Genomic DNA, 16679 nt, shown 5'->3' on the forward strand with positions numbered 1-16679 from the left:
GAAGCTACACTCTTTTTCGCTTATAACGGGCACTAATAAGATCTTCGATCTGTTTCTGCTCTTTTTTAGCCTGCTCATACTGCTGTTTAGCTTTCCAACGGTCAAGTACGGTTTCCAGCCCCTTCACTCTGGCATGGCTTGCTTCCAACTGGGATTTAGCCCGCTGGCACTCAGCGTCCATAACTGCCATTTCATGCAGCTGGTGATCAATCATTCTGCTCAACATCACCTGAACACGGGTATTATTCTGTAGAGTTATACCATTGGCTATGCTTGTATAGCCTTCGCTACTGCCAGACTTGAGCAGGCTTAATTCATCAAGTTGTTGTTGAAAGTAGCCGATTTGCTGCTGATGCAGTTTATAAGACTTTCCCTGCCGTTCCCTATCCTTCTCAGCTAATTGCTGCAGTTTGCCCACCGCTTTCACCATGTTATTCATATTGCCGCCTGCGGATCAGGCTGATCACTAAACAGCAGGGCTAACTGGGCTAAACTGGCTGGATAATCGGTTACTTCATCGACTTGCTGGACTAAAAAGGCTTTAAGCTTAGGCTGGATCATTACCGCCTGATCCAGTTCGGGATCCTGGCCGGGGAGATAACCACCAAGCGGCAAAAGCTCCTTCACCTGTTGATAATTGGCGTTAAACTGCCGAAACCGATTGCTGACCATAACATGAGAGCTATCGGTGCAATTGCTCATACAGCGACTGATTGAAGCATTAATATCAATCGCCGGATAATGTCCCTGCTCTGCCAGCGTACGCGACAGCACCACGTGACCATCTAAGATAGCCCGGGCTGAATCGACGACAGGATCTTGCTGATCATCACCTTCGGCGAGTACGGTATAAATAGCGGTTAAGCTGCCATCTTGATTTTCACTATTCCCCGCCCGCTCTAACAGCTGTGGTAATAAGCTGAAGACCGAGGGCGGATAGCCTCTGGAGACTGGCGGCTCGCCCAATGACAGTGCAATTTCACGTTGCGCCATGGCATAACGTGTCAGTGAATCCATTAATAGTAAGACGTCTTTGCCCTGATCACGAAAGTATTCAGCAACCCGATGGCAAAGCTTGGTGGCTCGAAGTCGCATCAAGGGAGACTCATCGGCTGGAGCGGCAATGATGATCGCCCTTTTTAACCCTTCAGGGCCAAGGTTGCGTTCAATAAATTCACGGACTTCTCGGCCGCGCTCACCAATCAGGCCGACCACCACCACGTCTGCTGTAGTATTTTTAGTGATCATGCCAAGCAGAACACTTTTACCCACTCCACTACCCGCCATTAAGCCGATACGTTGTCCTTTACCAACGGTCAGCAGCGCATTGATGGAACGAATGCCAACATCAAGCGGGGTATCGACCGGACGACGTTTCAACGGATTAATAGAACGAGCCTCTAAAGATACCCGTTCCCCCCCTTTCAATGGCCCCCCCTCATCAAATGGATCACCCAGGCCATTGACGACTCGGCCCAGCCAATGAGCACCAATATTGACCATGCTGTCACCATCAAGAGGGATAACCTTCGCGCCCGCATACAATCCGCCAAGCTGGCGCACAGGCATCAGATAGGTCATTGTATGATCGAAACCAACAACCTGTGCTTCGATCATTTCGCCATCATCGGCTTCAACCAGACACCGCTGCTCGAGCTTGAAACGACACCCGACAGCTTGCAGCATCAAACCGCTGACTCTGACCAGCCGCCCGGTAACACGAGCAACCGGTATCGACTCCAAAGATGCTATCGCATCACTCAGACGATCAGCCAGCACGTCGTTATTCACTTGCGACCTCCTGTGAAATCACCGATTTTATTACTTCATCATCCAGCAAATGCTCGCGTACATTTTCCATGCAGGTTTCTAGCCGGGCATCGCAACTGGCATCAGCTTCCGCATGATCAGTTACCAACTGACAACTGCCAATAGTAAGATCTTTATTCGCCACCAAATTCCATGATTTTGGCAGCTCAGTACTGATATTATTGATCCGTTCAAGATCTTGCGGATTAAGATGAACAACCACCCGATCCGTTTTACCCGGCAGAGCTTCCAGCGTTTCATCTACCAATGCTAAGATCTGCTGAGGCATTAACGTTAACTCGGCCCGAATAACTTGCTGAGCGACCTTTTGTACCAGATCACAAATCTGTTGGCGCTGTTCTCGCTCTTTGTCTGTATGCCACAACGCTAGTTTGTTGTACAACTCATTGACTGGCTGAATTGCAGCCGTAAAGCCTTCACGCCCTAGCTGCTCTCCTTTAACAAAGCCTTGCTGAAAACCTTCATTCTGTCCATCAACTAAGCCCTGTTGCCGGCCTTGTTTTATTCCTTGTTGCAGGCCTTCATCATGCCCCTGCTGCAACCCTTGCTGGAAGCCTTCTTCGAGTCGTTGCTGTAAGTCAAATTGGTTATCCTGCCAGCTGTCCTCGCCACCGTCGAAATTATTAGAATCGGGTTCCCGTCTTGGTTCAGCCACTGGCGGGAAACGGTGCAAACGATACTGGCCCGGGTTTAAGCGCATAACCTTTGCTGTTTTCATGACCTACTCCACCGTCGCTTCTTGGTATAGCAACAAGTCGATTTCACCGTTCGCAGCCAGTTCCCGAACTAGTTGCATAATGTCCTGGCGGGCCTTTTCTACTTGGCTGATAGCTACAGCCCCGCGCACAGCCATTTCATCTTCCAGTGTTTTGACCATTCGTTGGGGCATCGAACGTTTAATCGCTTGCTGCAGTTTAATTTCAGCACCTTTAAGTGCGAGTGACCACAACTCTACCGTTACTTCCTGTACCAGACGATCCATCGTGGCTTCTCGCTGACGGGCCAGAATAACGAAATCAAACATATTCTCTTCAATGTCGCTAACCACCTGCTCATCATGAAGTTTGAGCAACTCCATCAACTGGCTTCGATCGCCGTCAAAACGGTTGATAATATCAGCAGCCTGCTTGGCACCCGAAATAGGCGCACTGTGATTAACAGAGATCTGTTCGATACAACGTTCTATTAGGTCATTCAGGTCCTGCGCCACTTCATGGTCAATTTCTTGTAAGCGGGCAATCCGATAAATGATCTCATCATGATAGTCACTCGGCATCTTCGATAACACATTCGATGAACTGTCAGCCGGTAAGTAGGCCAGAAAAATAGCCTGCATCTGCGGGTGTTCCTGACTGATGAACTTCGCCAAAAGCTCAGCGTCTACCCACTGCAGACGCTGCATGTTATTGCGCAACTCATCACCATAAATAGTATTGAGCAGCCCTTTTGCCAGATCATTCCCTAACGCTTTGCGTAAAGTATTCGACAGGTACTCTTTAGATGCCCCACGAATACCGCTATGCTCTCTAAAATCATCAAAAAAGTGCTGGATGATCTTCTTAGCGTTTTCACTTTTGATACCGCTCAGTTTTGCCATTGAACGGGTCACACGCTGCACTTCATCGCGAGAAAAATGCCGCAGAACCTGAGCCGCTGCATCTTCTCCCATCCCCAGCAGCACTAATGCTGTTTTCTCAACATTATTTAACTGATGTGGTTTAGACGGCTTTATTGTGTGTGCTTTGTTCATTCACATTCACCCATTGTTTTAATACTTCAGCAACGCGGGACGGCTCCTCGTTGGCAATCAGCTGTAAATGTTTCAGCTGAATTTCCAACGGCGATCCTGGTGGCGGTAACATGTCATAATTAGCGTCCAGCGCTGAACTTGTCGCTTCAATACCCCGATCTGATAACCGTTGATTCAATGCGTTCTCATGTTCTCTTTCAGCACGGGTTTGCACCAGCCCTTCATCGTTCTTATCACTTTCTGGTGATGCAAATTCAAGTTCATCTTTAACCTTATCAATGCCAGTTAAATGAGTGATCAAAGGACGAAGTACAAAGAAGATCATCGACAAGCCAAGAATACCGCCTATCAGATAACGGATCGGCTGCTGTATGGTCGGATCTTGCCACCAAGGGATTTCCGGCGTGGTCTGAATTTCAATCGGAGTGAAGTTGAAACTCATCAGACTGATATTGTCACCACGCTGGGCAGAAATACCGACGGCATCAGAAACCATCATGCTGATCTGCCTCTTCTCTTCGTCTGTCCAAGCGGTACCGTTTGGTGCAACAGCCGAATTGAGCAATACAGAAACCGTTAGTTTATTGATCTGCCCTTGTTGGTATTTGGTATGACGCACACTGCTACCAACGGCATATTCACGGTTAATTTCCGTTCTTTCATTGGTATTTTTACTGTCTTCGGCCGATGGGTCTTCAACCACTGGAGGCTTGTTACTTAGTGAGCCCGGTATACCAAGAGCGATCTTATCAATAGAGCTATTCTGAATACTGTGTTCGTTACGCACCACTGGACTGGTATCGATAATTTCCTTGGTTTCTTCAGTGCTGCTGAAGTCAAGATCCGCAGCAACCTGAACCCGGAAATTACTTGCACCCACAATCGGTGTCAGCATGTCGGCCGCACGCAAGATAACCTGTTTCTCAAAATTCTTCTGGTAATCGAGATATTTCGCGTTCACTTTACCCGTTTCGACAGATCCGACGTCAGCACTCAGTAGACGACCAAACTGATCGACGACCGACACATTTTCCGGTTTCATTCCGGTCACACTGCCGGTCACCAGATTAATGATCGCTTCAACCTGACTGGTTTTCAGGTCTTCGCCTGGTTTCAATTCCACCATGACTGACGCTGAGGGCGCTTCGCTATTATGACGCACAAAGAGTGTCTTACGAGGAATAGCCAGATGAACGCGGGCATTTGAGATAGCATTCAAAGCAATAATAGTACGGACCAACTCACCTTCCAGACCGTGACGATACCGGGCGGTTTCCATGAACTGGCTGGTACCGAGCGAGGAGTCATCTTTCAGCGAATCAAGACCCGTCGGTAATTTAGCTTTGATCCCTTTTGCCGCCAGTAGCATACGGATCCGTGACACTTCCCCTTCAGCAACCAACACCTGGCCGTTTTTCTCTTGTAAGCGATACGGAATACCTTCCGTTTCCAATACCGAAATGATTTCTCCGGTATCGAATTGTTCCTGCTGGCTATAAAGCGGGCGATAATTCTGGCTGGAACTCCATAGCGCAACCACAATAATGGCTGCAACTATTGCCGCAAGTACCGCTGATAACACTAAGTTACGCTGACTGCTATGCCAAAAGTTTTTTATCCGATCGACATGTTGGGTCATCGTACTGCCTGACGATACTTGCGGTATGGTTTGAGAAATTACATTGTTCATAACTTACACCGGCATTTTCATAACATCTTCAAAAGAAGATACAACTTTATTTCGCACCTGCATCAATGCAGAAAATGACAGGCTGGCCTTCTGACTGGCAACCATTGCGCCAACCAGATCATCACTTTTACCGGTTTCTACTGCCGTCATTTTGGCACTAGCAATCGCCTGATGATTATTCACCACCCCCAGCACCTGATGCATGGCACCAGCAAATGAAATCGGCGGCGATAGCTGAGTTTGCGATAACAGTTGATCCTGCGGGTTAGCAGACACCACAAACTCCGGCTGGGCCCGGCTCTGCAGTTGCTGCATTTTTTCTAGCATTAATTGCTCGGATGTTGCCAACTGAATCATATTAGTAGCCATTGTATCTCCTTATTATGCGGCAGAGCCCAATTCAGCTTGAAGATCAATGCCTTGTTCACGCATTGCCGCTAACTTATAACGCAGAGCCCGAGTCGTTACACCAAGGGCTTTGGCTGATTGGGTTCGATTACCGCTAAATTCTTTTAGTATGTCGATAATATATTGAAATTCCGCCATTTTCTTCGCTTCAATATGGCCGTTATTTGGAAGCGCTCTGTTCAGCGTATGAACGGTATTCTGTTCAATCGGTAACATCAGATCGTGATCGGTAATAAAGTCACCGTGACGCATAACCAGCGCACGCTGAATCACATTTTCCAGCTCACGAATATTACCGGGCCAGTGGTAATGTCTAAGAGCCATGCTGGCATCATCAGACAGACAGCAAACACTGTTGGCCTGGTATTTGTTTATGAAGAATTGAGCAAGCGGTAAAATGTCATCTGAACGCTCGCGAAGTGGCGGCCAGTGAAGTGGCAGAACGTCAAGGCGGTAGTACAAATCTTCGCGGAACACCCCCTCTTTGACCGCAACACGCAGATCTTTATTGGTTGCAGCAATAACTCGGATATCGAGCTTAATCGTTTTATGGCTACCAACACGTTCAACCTCGCGTTCCTGTAATACACGCAGTAGTTTGGCCTGCAGCGCTGGTGACATTTCTGCAATCTCATCCAGCAGGATAGTACCGCCATTGGCCTCTTCAAATTTACCGGTCTGGTTTTGCGTTGCCCCCGTAAATGCACCTTTCATATGACCGAATAAGACCGCCTCGAGCATTGATTCAGGGATCGCGGCACAGTTCACCGCCACAAAAGGCTTATCACAACGATCTGACTGATTATGGACGTATCGCGCCAGCACTTCTTTGCCGGTACCGGATTCACCAGTGATCAACACACTGGCATTGGTACATGCGGCACGGTGCGCTAATTGCAGGATCTGCTTACTGCGCCACGACTCGGCAACAATATCCGCCATCGGCTTATCCAGCGCTTCAACCCGCCGAAGCAAGCTTGTAAGCTGGTTTGCCTCAAACGGTTTGAGTAAATAATCCGTTGCTCCTGCTTTCATCGCCTCGGCAGCAAGCAAGCCTTCATTTTGCTCGACAATTGCTATCGCTATCGGTCGCCCATTCCCCGTCTTAGCTTGACTCAATCGTATCCACTCTGTCAGGCTCATATCAGGCAGCGTTGAGCTGACCAATGTAATCCGGGCATTCGGTACCAATCGTCCGTCAGGAGTATGGTTGACCTGATAGCCAGCTTGTTCTAAGACACTCGTTATTTGAGCGGCGACTTTAAGGTTCGGCTCAATCAGCTGAACGGTTTTATTTCGCATCAGTGGACCTTACTTTCTTCGTTTGGTGCACTTCGGATAACTCTCACAGTGACTCTGCGATTCAACGCCTTGCCTTCATCAGTTGTATTTCCCGCAACCGGATAACGCGAACCATGAGAACGTACTTCAAGCAGGGAAGGTTTAACACCCGCCTCTTCCAGTATGCTGGCGACATCATCGGCGCGCACTTTTGAAATCTGCAAGTTAGCCAGAGAGGGACCCACATTGTCGGTATGCCCGTCAATCAAGATGTTACGAACTTTTTTATCCGCTTTGACATAGTCTGCCAGCTGTACTAGTGAGTGTTTCTGCCGCTTATCGACAACTCGCTGCCCTAGTTCAAAACTTAACACCATATCTCTCGCTTGCTTGTAAGACATAGCGGGTAACGAAGAGCGGCAGCGATTAAACTGATTCAGTGGTTCGGTGATCCGGATACTGGGTAACTCAACCGATACCGGCTCGGACTGCGAACGATAGGAGATAACATACTGACCCCATTTCCCATTAGACATGGCGCGTAATAACTCACCAACAGACTGGTCAAACGTTAATACATGGGGTGCCGCCACCTGCCCGGTACCAATCAGAACCGGTTTATTTTCAACAGCCCATGGCGCGTCCGAGATATATAAACTGGCACTATCAATGTGCTTCAGAATCTGGCTGTTCTCAACTTTCAACGTCAATTTGTCATTCGGCTCAGCTATAAACGTTAATTGCCTAAATTTATTTACATTTTGATTTAATAAACACTGAAACTGGTCGCCTTTATATTCCCATTTAACTAAATCCATGGGTATTGATATATTTTGTGCACTAACCGCACTAATTTTTAACAAAAGTAGTAACAGTCCAATTTTTTTGTCAAACATAATACGCACGAGCATACCCTCGCTGAATCATCTCGAAAGTTATTAATTTAATTTATTAACCGGACCTTGACGGTAGCTTGTTTATGACCAGAACACGGCCTAAACATGCATCGGACAAAGTGCACTCAACGTATTTTATTATCGTTCGAAATTCATGATAAGACTTATTTTTGACATTCACATGACATTTGCCTGACGCTTAGGTTTAAAATCAAACGCAAAGAGCGAAAAACAATCAATCAGTATAAATTTAAACAAAAACAACAACTTAAAAACAAACCTCGCCGTTCTAAGTATCTCCGACATACGCCTAGCTTATATAGTGTCAGTTATTAATAAAACTAATAAAACCATAAACACAAACTTATAAACAACATATGGACGAAAGTCACAAAATAGAAAACAAAAGCTAAAGTATAACAAATACATCAGGCTAAACTGAGTCTTATAAAGTATCAAACCATTGTTTAAATATAATTTAAAAACAAAATCATATTTAAACCAATTTCATATGAATTATGTATCTCATGCCAAAAATAAAATTAATTGAGCTTGAAAATACCCAACAATATCCAGCTTTAAATGTTGAACTTTTGGGACGACCGATTCATATCGTAAGAGAAGAACTGAAGCAGATCCTTTTACAAGCATCTTCGTCGCTTACTCATGAGTTACAACGATGGATTAAAAATAACGCACTCTCTGTCAGTTTGATTGATATTGAACTGAATAGAGCTAATAGCGAAACATTTAGTCATCCAGCAGCTGTCTTTCAACATCAACTTGGTGGCTTGCTGAATTCCCATCTCTCTGAGCAGCTGTTGCTGACCATGGCAGACAGTTTTTATAGTGCTGATATTGCGCGTAACTCTGATGTCGAAAAATCAAAGATTACAAGCAGTGACATGCGTTTACAGCAACGTATTGGGCAGATAATCGCTCAACATGTTGCGCCAGAAGAAATGTGGGAGCCTGTTGACTCCGCTATCAGTGAAGGGGTTGGATTGAGTGCTCGCTTTAATATCACCTTCCAAGATTCAAGTGCTGAACTAACGGCTTATTTTGATGCCACCCTGGTCCAGACTCTGATTAATGAATTGGATCAGGAGCCTGCAAAACCAATTGATAAAGCCTTTAAACGTGCTCTTGAACACACACCGGTCAGAGTGAATGCCAGACTTTGCCAGAAAACCATGCCCTTAGATCAGGTTCTCAATCTGCAACCTAATGACATCATCGACATTGATTTACTTAGTAACGTACCGGTCAGTGTTGGTCAGGAACAGCTGTTTAGTGCGCGAGTCGCTGAACAGAATGGTCAACTCGTTCTGATTTTGAACAATGTAAAGGATTAACTCAATGGACAACATGAAAGATCAACCTACATTCGATACCGACGATCTCAACTTTGATGATCTGCAACTGGAACAGCTGGATTCTGATGCCGAAGACAGCTCTGACTTTATTTTCACCCCGGCAAAAACAATACCCACTCGCGATATCAGTTTCTTTAAGAAAATTCCGGTCACGGTCACTCTTGAAGTGTCCAGTACAGAAATTCCGCTTGGCGACTTAATGAAAGCCGGTGAAGGCAGCATCATTGAACTCGATAAGCTCAATGGCGAACCCTTAGATGTCAAAGTTAACGGTTCACTCATGGGCCATGCTGAAGTTGTTGTCGTTAATGAGAAGTATGGCCTGCGGTTGATCGATATTGTTGACTCACCGCTTAGCTCGATGGATAGCTGATCTATGCCTAAGCGTTGGCTTCCACTTTTAATTCTGCTACTGGGTTTAGTCAGTTTCCAGTCATTCGCAGCAGAGCCGAATGGCCTGGCATTCCTGACCGTTACCGATGGTCAAACTGAGCAGGAATACAGTGTTAAATTGCAGATCCTGCTGCTGATGACTGCTCTCAGCTTTCTTCCGGCCTTTCTGCTAATGGCAACCAGTTTCACACGAATTATTATTGTGTTAGCCATTTTACGCCAAGCGCTTGGGTTGCAGCAAAGTCCACCTAACCGGGTACTGGTCGGGATCACTCTGGCACTGACTATATTGATTATGCGTCCGGTCTGGACCGACGTCTACGACAATGCTTTTCTCCCATATGACAATGGCGATATCACTCTGATGCAAGCCTTTTCTGTCGCGGAAAAACCCGTGCGGGCGTTTATGTTGCACCAAACCCAGCAAAGCTCATTGGAGCAGATGCTGCGCATTGCCAATGAACCGCTGGATCAGCAGGTCGATGATATTTCCTTTGCCGTGATATTGCCCGCCTTTGTCATCAGTGAGCTGAAAACCGCATTCCAGATTGGGTTTATGTTGTTTATCCCTTTTCTGATTATTGATCTGGTCGTTGCCAGTGTCTTGATGGCTATGGGGATGATGATGTTATCACCACTGATTATTTCGCTGCCATTCAAGCTGATAGTATTTGTCCTCGCTGATGGCTGGGCAATGACGGTTGGCACCTTGTCAGCCAGCTTCGGCTAGGAGAGATTCATGACGCCCGAGCTAGCCGTTACCCTGTTCTCCAATGCTGTCTGGCAGATCATCATGATAGTAATGGTGCTGATAGTACCAGGTCTATGTGTCGGCCTACTGATCGCCGTCTTTCAGGCCGCAACCCAAATCAATGAACAGACCTTAAGCTTTCTGCCGCGACTGCTGGTTACTCTGCTGATGGTAATTTTTGCAGGTCACTGGATGTTGCGTAAAATTCTCGATTTATTTGATTACCTGTTTCACAACATTCCCGGGATGATAGGCTAATGCTGCAACTGAGCTTTGCCGACATCACCGCCTGGTTAGGTCAATTATGGTGGCCCTTCTTTCGGATGGGCGCCGCCCTGCTGGCTATGCCATTTTTTGGTGATGCTATCATTCCCGTTTGGATCAGAGCGTTGCTGGTGCTGTCTTTGGTGGTGATTACTGCTCCGCTGATGCCTGCCATGCCAGCCATTGATCCCCTGTCACTGAAAGCCATTATTCTCGCATTTGAACAAGCCGTGTGGGGGCTGTTCTTCGGTTTTATCGTCCATTTACTGTTTTCAGTCATGACCACGCTAGGCCAAATTATTTCACTACAAATGGGCCTTGGCATGGCAGTGATGAATGATCCGGTTAATGGTCTGTCTGTCGCTATTCTTGGCCGCATGTTCCTGATTTTTTGCACGTTGCTATTTCTGGCTTTAGAAGGTCACCTATTGATTATCGATATTCTGGTCGAAAGTTTTCGGGTCTGGCCTGTTGGTTCCGGCTTGACAGGGCCGTCATTGGAGCTCGTTATCAATATGTTTGGCTGGATGTTTGCCTCAGCACTGGCGTTGGCACTGCCCGCCATTGTTTCAATGCTGCTGGCTAACATCAGTTTCGGGGTGATGAATCGCGCCGCCCCGAGCCTGAATGTTTATGCTTTAGGCTTTCCGATGACGATGTTACTAGGGCTATTTAGCATATTACTGTCAATCAGTGGGGTACCGACCCGCTACACTGAACTGGTTCATGTCAGCCTGCAACAACTGCGCCTTTTCATGATGGGGGGAGCATGAGCGACGACAGTGCCCAGGACAAAACAGAAAAGCCGTCCCAACAGAAAATTCAGAAAGCCCGTAATGAAGGCCAAATCGCCCGCGGCAAAGAATTAACGACGGCGGTCATATTCTTGATTGTCTGCCTATTTTTCCAGACTCAGTTTCAGACAATCTGGCAAAGCATTTCCGGCGTGTTTCGCTTTAATATGAGCCTTTCCCGAGCCGATTTAGATAACCCGTGGCAAGCGATTGAACACCTGGGAAATAGCCTTGGGATCCTCATCGAACTGTTACTGCCACTATTTGTGGTGATCTTGGTCGCCACAATCGGTAGTAGCCTGATTGTTGGCGGGTGGCTGTTTCATCCCGCGAGCGTTCTGCCAAAGCTGTCTAAAATTAATCCGCTTTCCGGTATCAAGCGGATATTCTCGACCCGCTCGCTGGTTGAGCTACTGAAATCGTCGCTCAAGGTTGCGGTGATTTTCAGTCTGCTTTACCACTATCTTGAAAGTAACCTGGCCCAGTTACTGGCAATGCAGAGCCTGCCGCTGCAGCAAGGTGTGATCATGATCTTGACCGTCCTGTTCGATGGCGTCTTACGCATGGGGATCGCTCTGCTTATTTTTGGCCTGCTGGATATTCCTTATCAACGTTGGGAACACCTGAAACAGCTAAAAATGACCAAACATGAAATGAAAGAAGAATACAAAAACAACGAAGGCCGCCCGGAGGTTAAACAGCGTATCCGGCAGATCCAGCAACAGTTTGCCCGACGTAAAATTGAGAAAACCGTTCCCCTAGCCGATGTCGTGATCACCAATCCGACCCATTATGCCGTCGCGATTAAATATGATCCCGCACTATCGGATGCCCCTTTTGTGGTAGCTAAAGGTACCGATGAAACGGCTTTGCATATTCAGCGTATCGCCCGTGAAAATCAGGTTGAGGTGTTAAACTCGCCGCCATTAACCCGTGCTATCTACCACACGACACAATTGGAACAAGCAGTACCAAACCAATTGTATATCGCCGTTGCGCATATACTGACCTATGTCTTACAGCTGAAAACCTTCCGCAAAGGTCAGGGAGACAAACCTCAGTCACTGCCAAAATTTGCTATTCCACGCCATTTACAGCACTAAAGCAGTATCAATAAGGACCAAGCATGTTCAACTGGTTACACACTATAAAAAATTTCAATCGCGGTAATGTGGGAATCTCCGCTGCCTTATTGATGATTCTGGCAATGGTGATTCTGCCGCTGCCTCCTATTCTGCTTGATGCCTTATTCACCTTTAACATCGTGCTGGCAATTCTGGTGTTGTTAGTGAGCACAACGGCAAAACGTCCGCTCGACTTCTCTGTCTTCCCGACTATCCTGCTGGTTGCCACCTTAATGCGTTTGACCCTGAACGTGGCTTCCACCCGCGTTGTGTTACTAGAAGGTCAAAATGGTGGCGATGCTGCCGGTAAGGTCATTCAGGCTTTCGGTGAAGTTGTTATCGGCGGTAACTATGTGGTCGGCATGGTGGTCTTTGTCATCCTGATGATCATCAACTTTGTGGTTATCACCAAAGGCGGCGAACGTATTTCAGAAGTGGCCGCCCGTTTTACCCTTGATGCCATGCCAGGCAAACAGATGGCCATTGATGCTGACTTGAATGCCGGATTAATCGATCAGAACACAGCCAAACAACGCCGCAGAGATGTCGCCAATGAAGCTGATTTCTACGGCTCAATGGACGGTGCTTCGAAATTTGTTCGTGGTGATGCGATTGCAGGTTTGCTCATTCTGTTTATTAACATCATTGGTGGTATCAGCATCGGGGTATTTGAACATGGCTTAGCAATATCTGAGGCGTTCAAAACCTATGCCCTGCTCACCATTGGTGATGGCTTGGTTGCTCAGATCCCATCGCTATTACTGGCAACCTCTGCGGCTATTATCGTGACGCGTATCAATGACAGCGACCACGACATGGCACAAACCATGCACAACCAACTGCTGGCGTCTCCGGCAACGTTGTTTACTGTCGCGGGTGTAATGCTGATCATTGGCCTGGTACCAGGCATGCCGCATCTGGCTTTCTTCTCTTTTGCCGCAGTACTCGCCTTTGCAGGTTGGCGACAGCTGAAAGCCCCCATCCAGGCTGATAAACTCGATGAAATTCAGGCGATCAGCTCTGCCATGCAGCACGAGAGTGACCAACTCCTCACCTGGGATGACATTCCTCATGTTCATAGCCTGTCACTGGCACTCGGTTTTCGCCTGGTTCACCTGGTCAACAAAGAGCAAGGGGCACCACTTCCCCAGCGGATCCGCGGGGTACGGAAAAACCTGTCTGAGCAAGTGGGATACCTCCTTCCTGAAGTCAGTATTCGTGACAATCTGAGCCTGAAGCCGAACCATTACACCATCTCGGTACAAGGCGAAGTGATTGAACGCGGGGAAATTGAATCTGAGCGTTTAATGGCCATTGCCGTGGGTGATACTTATGGCCAAGTTGACGGTATTCTGGGTAAAGATCCAGCCTATCAACTGCCCGCAGTGTGGATAAGCCACGATGATAAAGCCAAGGCGCTTAATATGGGCTATCAAGTCGTGGATGATGCGACGGTTATTGCCACCCATATCAGTAAAATCATGAAAAACCATCTGGCAGAGTTATTCACCCATGATGATGTGGACTTAATCAATAACCGCCTGGCACAGCAGGCTCCCAAACTGGCAGAAGCCCTGAGTACATCGTTAAATCCAAGCCAGCAATTAAAAGTCTACCGCCAATTACTGGTTGATCAGGTTCCGCTGAAAGATATCCGAACGATCGCCAATACCATGCTGGAAAGTGCTGAAAACACCAAAGATCCGATCTTGATTGCCGCTGACATCAGATGCAGCCTGCGCCGCACCCTGGTTAATCTGATCAATGGCGATCGTAAAGACCTGAATGTCTATACCCTTTCTGATGAACTGGAACAGATGCTGATGAAGTCACTGCAGCAGGCACAGGCCAGCGGGCAGATCGTTCTCGATAGCTTCCCTATCGAGCCAAATATTCTGAGCCAGTTCCAGCAAAATTTACCGCTGGTAAAACAGCAGATGAAAGAGCAAAGCATGGCACCTATCCTATTGGTAATGCCGCAATTGAGGCCATTACTGTCTCGCTATGCACGCACTTTTGCGCAAGGTTTAGCGGTGCTCTCGTATAATGAAGTACCTGAAAATAAACAGATCAATGTGGTAGGAAACCTTGGCTAATTTATCAAGCAATCAAGCGCTATATGATTATGTGGCGGAGCTTATCCCCACGGCGGTGGACACCCAAGACGATGGCATTATCATTGAGGCATTTCGACTCAATGATATACGCCATGTTTGTCAGGCAATTCGAAATATCCATACCAATGAGGTAGAGTACCAGCACCTGACACTCCGGTTCGGCGGTAACTGCGAGCAGAGCGTTTACAATTTTACATTGTCAGAAGACATGGCCTTGTGCCTCGATATCTACAGCCTTTACCTGGCGGTCAAACACATTACCTTTCAGCTCGACACCTTTCACCCTGACGTCATTAACGATCTGGTGGTGCCCATTCAAGCTGAAACCTTACACTGGCCGCAAGGTCACACCTTCATTGAGCAACTTTACCGCCACCACCAGAAAGCGATGCGGCATATCATTCCTTGTCTGCAGTTGCATACGGCAAACCTGGATCAGGGCATCCTCTCGAACAACCTAGCCTCATTGCAAAAGAAGGCCCCGAGCCTGTGGATTGATATTCATACCCCAACTGAATATTTGCCATTTCTTGAACAATGCCGACCTGATGCCATTAAAATTTCTCAAAAACTTCAGGAAAAAGAAAATAAATCCGGCTTGCTCCCTGTTATTAAATTTATCCGAAAACATAATATTCAATTTATAGCGGGAAGAATTGCGAGTAAAAATGAGTTGATGCATTTTAAACTACTGGGTGCCACCTATTACTTTGGCTATATCAGTGATATTCCAACGTCGACATTCAAAAAAATAATCCATTTAATTTCAGACACATAAAATTAAACATAAAAGTTTTAAAAATTAAATTAATGTTCTCCTAATTACGTCCGCCTTTAATCAGTGCACAGATTAACAATACACCGATGGATAAATCAGGAGAACTACCATGGCTCTATCTATGCACACGAATTACGCGTCTCTGGTCACCCAAAATAGTCTGAACAAGAACTCAAACCTGCTTAATACGGCAATGGAACGTCTGAGTACGGGTTACCGTATTAATTCGGCTGCTGACGATGCTGCCGGCCTTCAAATTGCAAACCGCCTTGAAACTCAAACTCGCGGCATGTCGGTAGCGATGCGTAACTCGCAAGATGGTATCTCAATGCTGCAAACGGCTGAAGGTGCATTCGATGAAGCAACCAACATCCTTTACCGTATGAACGATCTGGCGACTCAGTCTGCAAACGGCACTAACACTCTTGCAGACCAAACCGCAATGCAAAAAGAATTTAGCGAACTTGGTGCAGAACTTAATAACATTGTCACCAACACTAAGTATGCAGGCGATGCGCTGATCACTGGTGCTGGTATTAAAACAGGTGGCCTGAATCTACAAATCGGCGCTTCTGCTGCAGAAGTTCTAAGCCTAGCGACGACCGTTGATACCGATGTCATTGCGGCACATACTGCGCTATCAACGACAGTTCCAGCCTTTAATATCGGCACTGCTGCTGGTGCAACGGCTGCAATGACCGGGCTAGAAACAGCGATTAATGAAGTTGGTGCCGCACGTGCCGGCCTGGGTGCAACAATCAACCGTCTTGACCACACCATCACCAACCTTGGTAACATGGTAGAAAATACCTCGGCGGCGAAGGGCCGTATGATGGATGCTGATTTTGCGGTTGAATCTTCAAACATGACCAAGAACCAAATGCTGATGCAGGCCGGTACAACGGTACTGTCGCAAACTAACCAGCTACCTGGTATGGCGATGTCACTGCTTCGCTAAGCAACGTACAGCCTTCCACTCCAGAAAGCCTCCTTCACGGAGGCTTTTTCATTTCTCCGCTCCACTATCAATTATCCCGCCAGCTATTAATTTCCCCCGTTTTCCGTCGCCTTATGTAACTAGTCTCCATTGTCTATCCGGTATCCGCCGCGGACCCATAGGAATGGCGGAAGCACCGTACGGAAGCAAAAGAGGAAGTAACCCTTCCGCAGCCCAGGTGTAAAGCATGCTGAACCGATTAATTTTAATAAGTAACAAGCACTTTCAAA

At 47.0% G+C, this 16679-nt stretch carries 17 protein-coding genes; 9 read left to right on the forward strand and 8 right to left on the reverse strand.

Going from position 1 to position 16679, the window contains the following annotated elements; all coding sequences use genetic code 11:
* Positions 1 to 4 precede the first annotated feature (4 nt).
* Genes fliJ through AC2204_RS01920 form a run of 8 tightly spaced genes read right to left on the reverse strand, consistent with a single transcriptional unit; the run spans position 5 to position 7870 of the window.
* Positions 5 to 439: a flagellar export protein FliJ gene (gene fliJ, locus AC2204_RS01885; protein WP_318923661.1), complete on the reverse strand. Its 435-nt coding sequence runs from the start codon at positions 437 to 439 to the stop codon at positions 5 to 7.
* Positions 436 to 1791 (reverse strand): flagellar protein export ATPase FliI, encoded by a 1356-nt coding sequence (gene fliI / locus AC2204_RS01890; RefSeq protein ID WP_318923662.1) that lies wholly within the window; start codon positions 1789 to 1791, stop codon positions 436 to 438. Before fliI ends, fliJ begins: the two co-directional genes overlap by 4 nt.
* A complete protein-coding gene (gene fliH / locus AC2204_RS01895; RefSeq protein WP_318923663.1) occupies positions 1784 to 2548 on the reverse strand; it encodes a flagellar assembly protein FliH in 765 nt (254 codons plus the stop codon). The genes fliI and fliH overlap by 8 nt, the downstream gene beginning before the upstream one ends.
* A gap of 3 nt (positions 2549 to 2551) precedes the next feature.
* A complete protein-coding gene (locus AC2204_RS01900; RefSeq protein ID WP_318923665.1) occupies positions 2552 to 3580 on the reverse strand; it encodes a flagellar motor switch protein FliG in 1029 nt (342 codons plus the stop codon).
* Positions 3549 to 5219: a flagellar basal-body MS-ring/collar protein FliF gene (gene fliF / locus AC2204_RS01905; RefSeq protein ID WP_318923931.1), complete on the reverse strand. Its 1671-nt coding sequence runs from the start codon at positions 5217 to 5219 to the stop codon at positions 3549 to 3551. Before fliF ends, AC2204_RS01900 begins: the two co-directional genes overlap by 32 nt.
* Before the next feature lie 54 nt (positions 5220 to 5273).
* A complete protein-coding gene (gene fliE, locus AC2204_RS01910; protein WP_318923666.1) occupies positions 5274 to 5639 on the reverse strand; it encodes a flagellar hook-basal body complex protein FliE in 366 nt (121 codons plus the stop codon).
* Positions 5640 to 5651: 12 nt separating this feature from the next.
* Positions 5652 to 6980 carry a sigma-54-dependent transcriptional regulator gene (locus tag AC2204_RS01915; RefSeq protein ID WP_318923667.1) on the reverse strand — a complete coding sequence of 443 codons (1329 nt, stop codon included), beginning with the start codon at positions 6978 to 6980 and terminating at the stop codon, positions 5652 to 5654.
* A complete protein-coding gene (locus AC2204_RS01920) occupies positions 6980 to 7870 on the reverse strand; it encodes a MotY family protein (RefSeq protein ID WP_318923668.1) in 891 nt (296 codons plus the stop codon). The genes AC2204_RS01915 and AC2204_RS01920 overlap by 1 nt, the downstream gene beginning before the upstream one ends.
* Positions 7871 to 8382: 512 nt before the next feature.
* Between AC2204_RS01920 and AC2204_RS01925 the strand changes: the two genes are divergently transcribed.
* The 9 genes from AC2204_RS01925 to lafA all read left to right on the forward strand — a co-directional run bounded on the left by AC2204_RS01925 (position 8383) and on the right by lafA (position 16410).
* Complete coding sequence (locus AC2204_RS01925) at positions 8383 to 9210, forward strand: FliM/FliN family flagellar motor C-terminal domain-containing protein (RefSeq protein ID WP_318923669.1); 828 nt, start codon at positions 8383 to 8385, stop codon at positions 9208 to 9210.
* A gap of 4 nt (positions 9211 to 9214) precedes the next feature.
* A complete protein-coding gene (fliN, locus tag AC2204_RS01930) occupies positions 9215 to 9604 on the forward strand; it encodes a flagellar motor switch protein FliN (RefSeq protein WP_318923671.1) in 390 nt (129 codons plus the stop codon).
* A gap of 3 nt (positions 9605 to 9607) precedes the next feature.
* Complete coding sequence (fliP, locus tag AC2204_RS01935; protein ID WP_318923672.1) at positions 9608 to 10354, forward strand: flagellar type III secretion system pore protein FliP; 747 nt, start codon at positions 9608 to 9610, stop codon at positions 10352 to 10354.
* Positions 10355 to 10363: 9 nt separating this feature from the next.
* The gene (fliQ, locus tag AC2204_RS01940; RefSeq protein ID WP_318923673.1) at positions 10364 to 10633 is read left to right on the forward strand and encodes a flagellar biosynthesis protein FliQ; all 270 of its coding nucleotides are present in this window, start codon (positions 10364 to 10366) and stop codon (positions 10631 to 10633) included.
* On the forward strand, positions 10633 to 11412 hold the full coding sequence (gene fliR / locus AC2204_RS01945; RefSeq protein WP_413466649.1) for a flagellar biosynthetic protein FliR: 780 nt from the start codon (positions 10633 to 10635) through the stop codon (positions 11410 to 11412). The genes fliQ and fliR overlap by 1 nt, the downstream gene beginning before the upstream one ends.
* Positions 11409 to 12536 carry a flagellar biosynthesis protein FlhB gene (flhB, locus tag AC2204_RS01950; protein WP_318923675.1) on the forward strand — a complete coding sequence of 376 codons (1128 nt, stop codon included), beginning with the start codon at positions 11409 to 11411 and terminating at the stop codon, positions 12534 to 12536. Before fliR ends, flhB begins: the two co-directional genes overlap by 4 nt.
* Positions 12537 to 12559: 23 nt before the next feature.
* Positions 12560 to 14653 carry a flagellar biosynthesis protein FlhA gene (gene flhA, locus AC2204_RS01955; RefSeq protein ID WP_318923676.1) on the forward strand — a complete coding sequence of 698 codons (2094 nt, stop codon included), beginning with the start codon at positions 12560 to 12562 and terminating at the stop codon, positions 14651 to 14653.
* On the forward strand, positions 14646 to 15452 hold the full coding sequence (locus AC2204_RS01960) for a hypothetical protein (RefSeq protein WP_318923678.1): 807 nt from the start codon (positions 14646 to 14648) through the stop codon (positions 15450 to 15452). The genes flhA and AC2204_RS01960 overlap by 8 nt, the downstream gene beginning before the upstream one ends.
* Before the next feature lie 109 nt (positions 15453 to 15561).
* Positions 15562 to 16410: a lateral flagellin LafA gene (gene lafA / locus AC2204_RS01965; RefSeq protein WP_318923679.1), complete on the forward strand. Its 849-nt coding sequence runs from the start codon at positions 15562 to 15564 to the stop codon at positions 16408 to 16410.
* Positions 16411 to 16679 lie beyond the last annotated feature (269 nt).

Source organism: Photobacterium sp. (assembly GCF_057456235.1).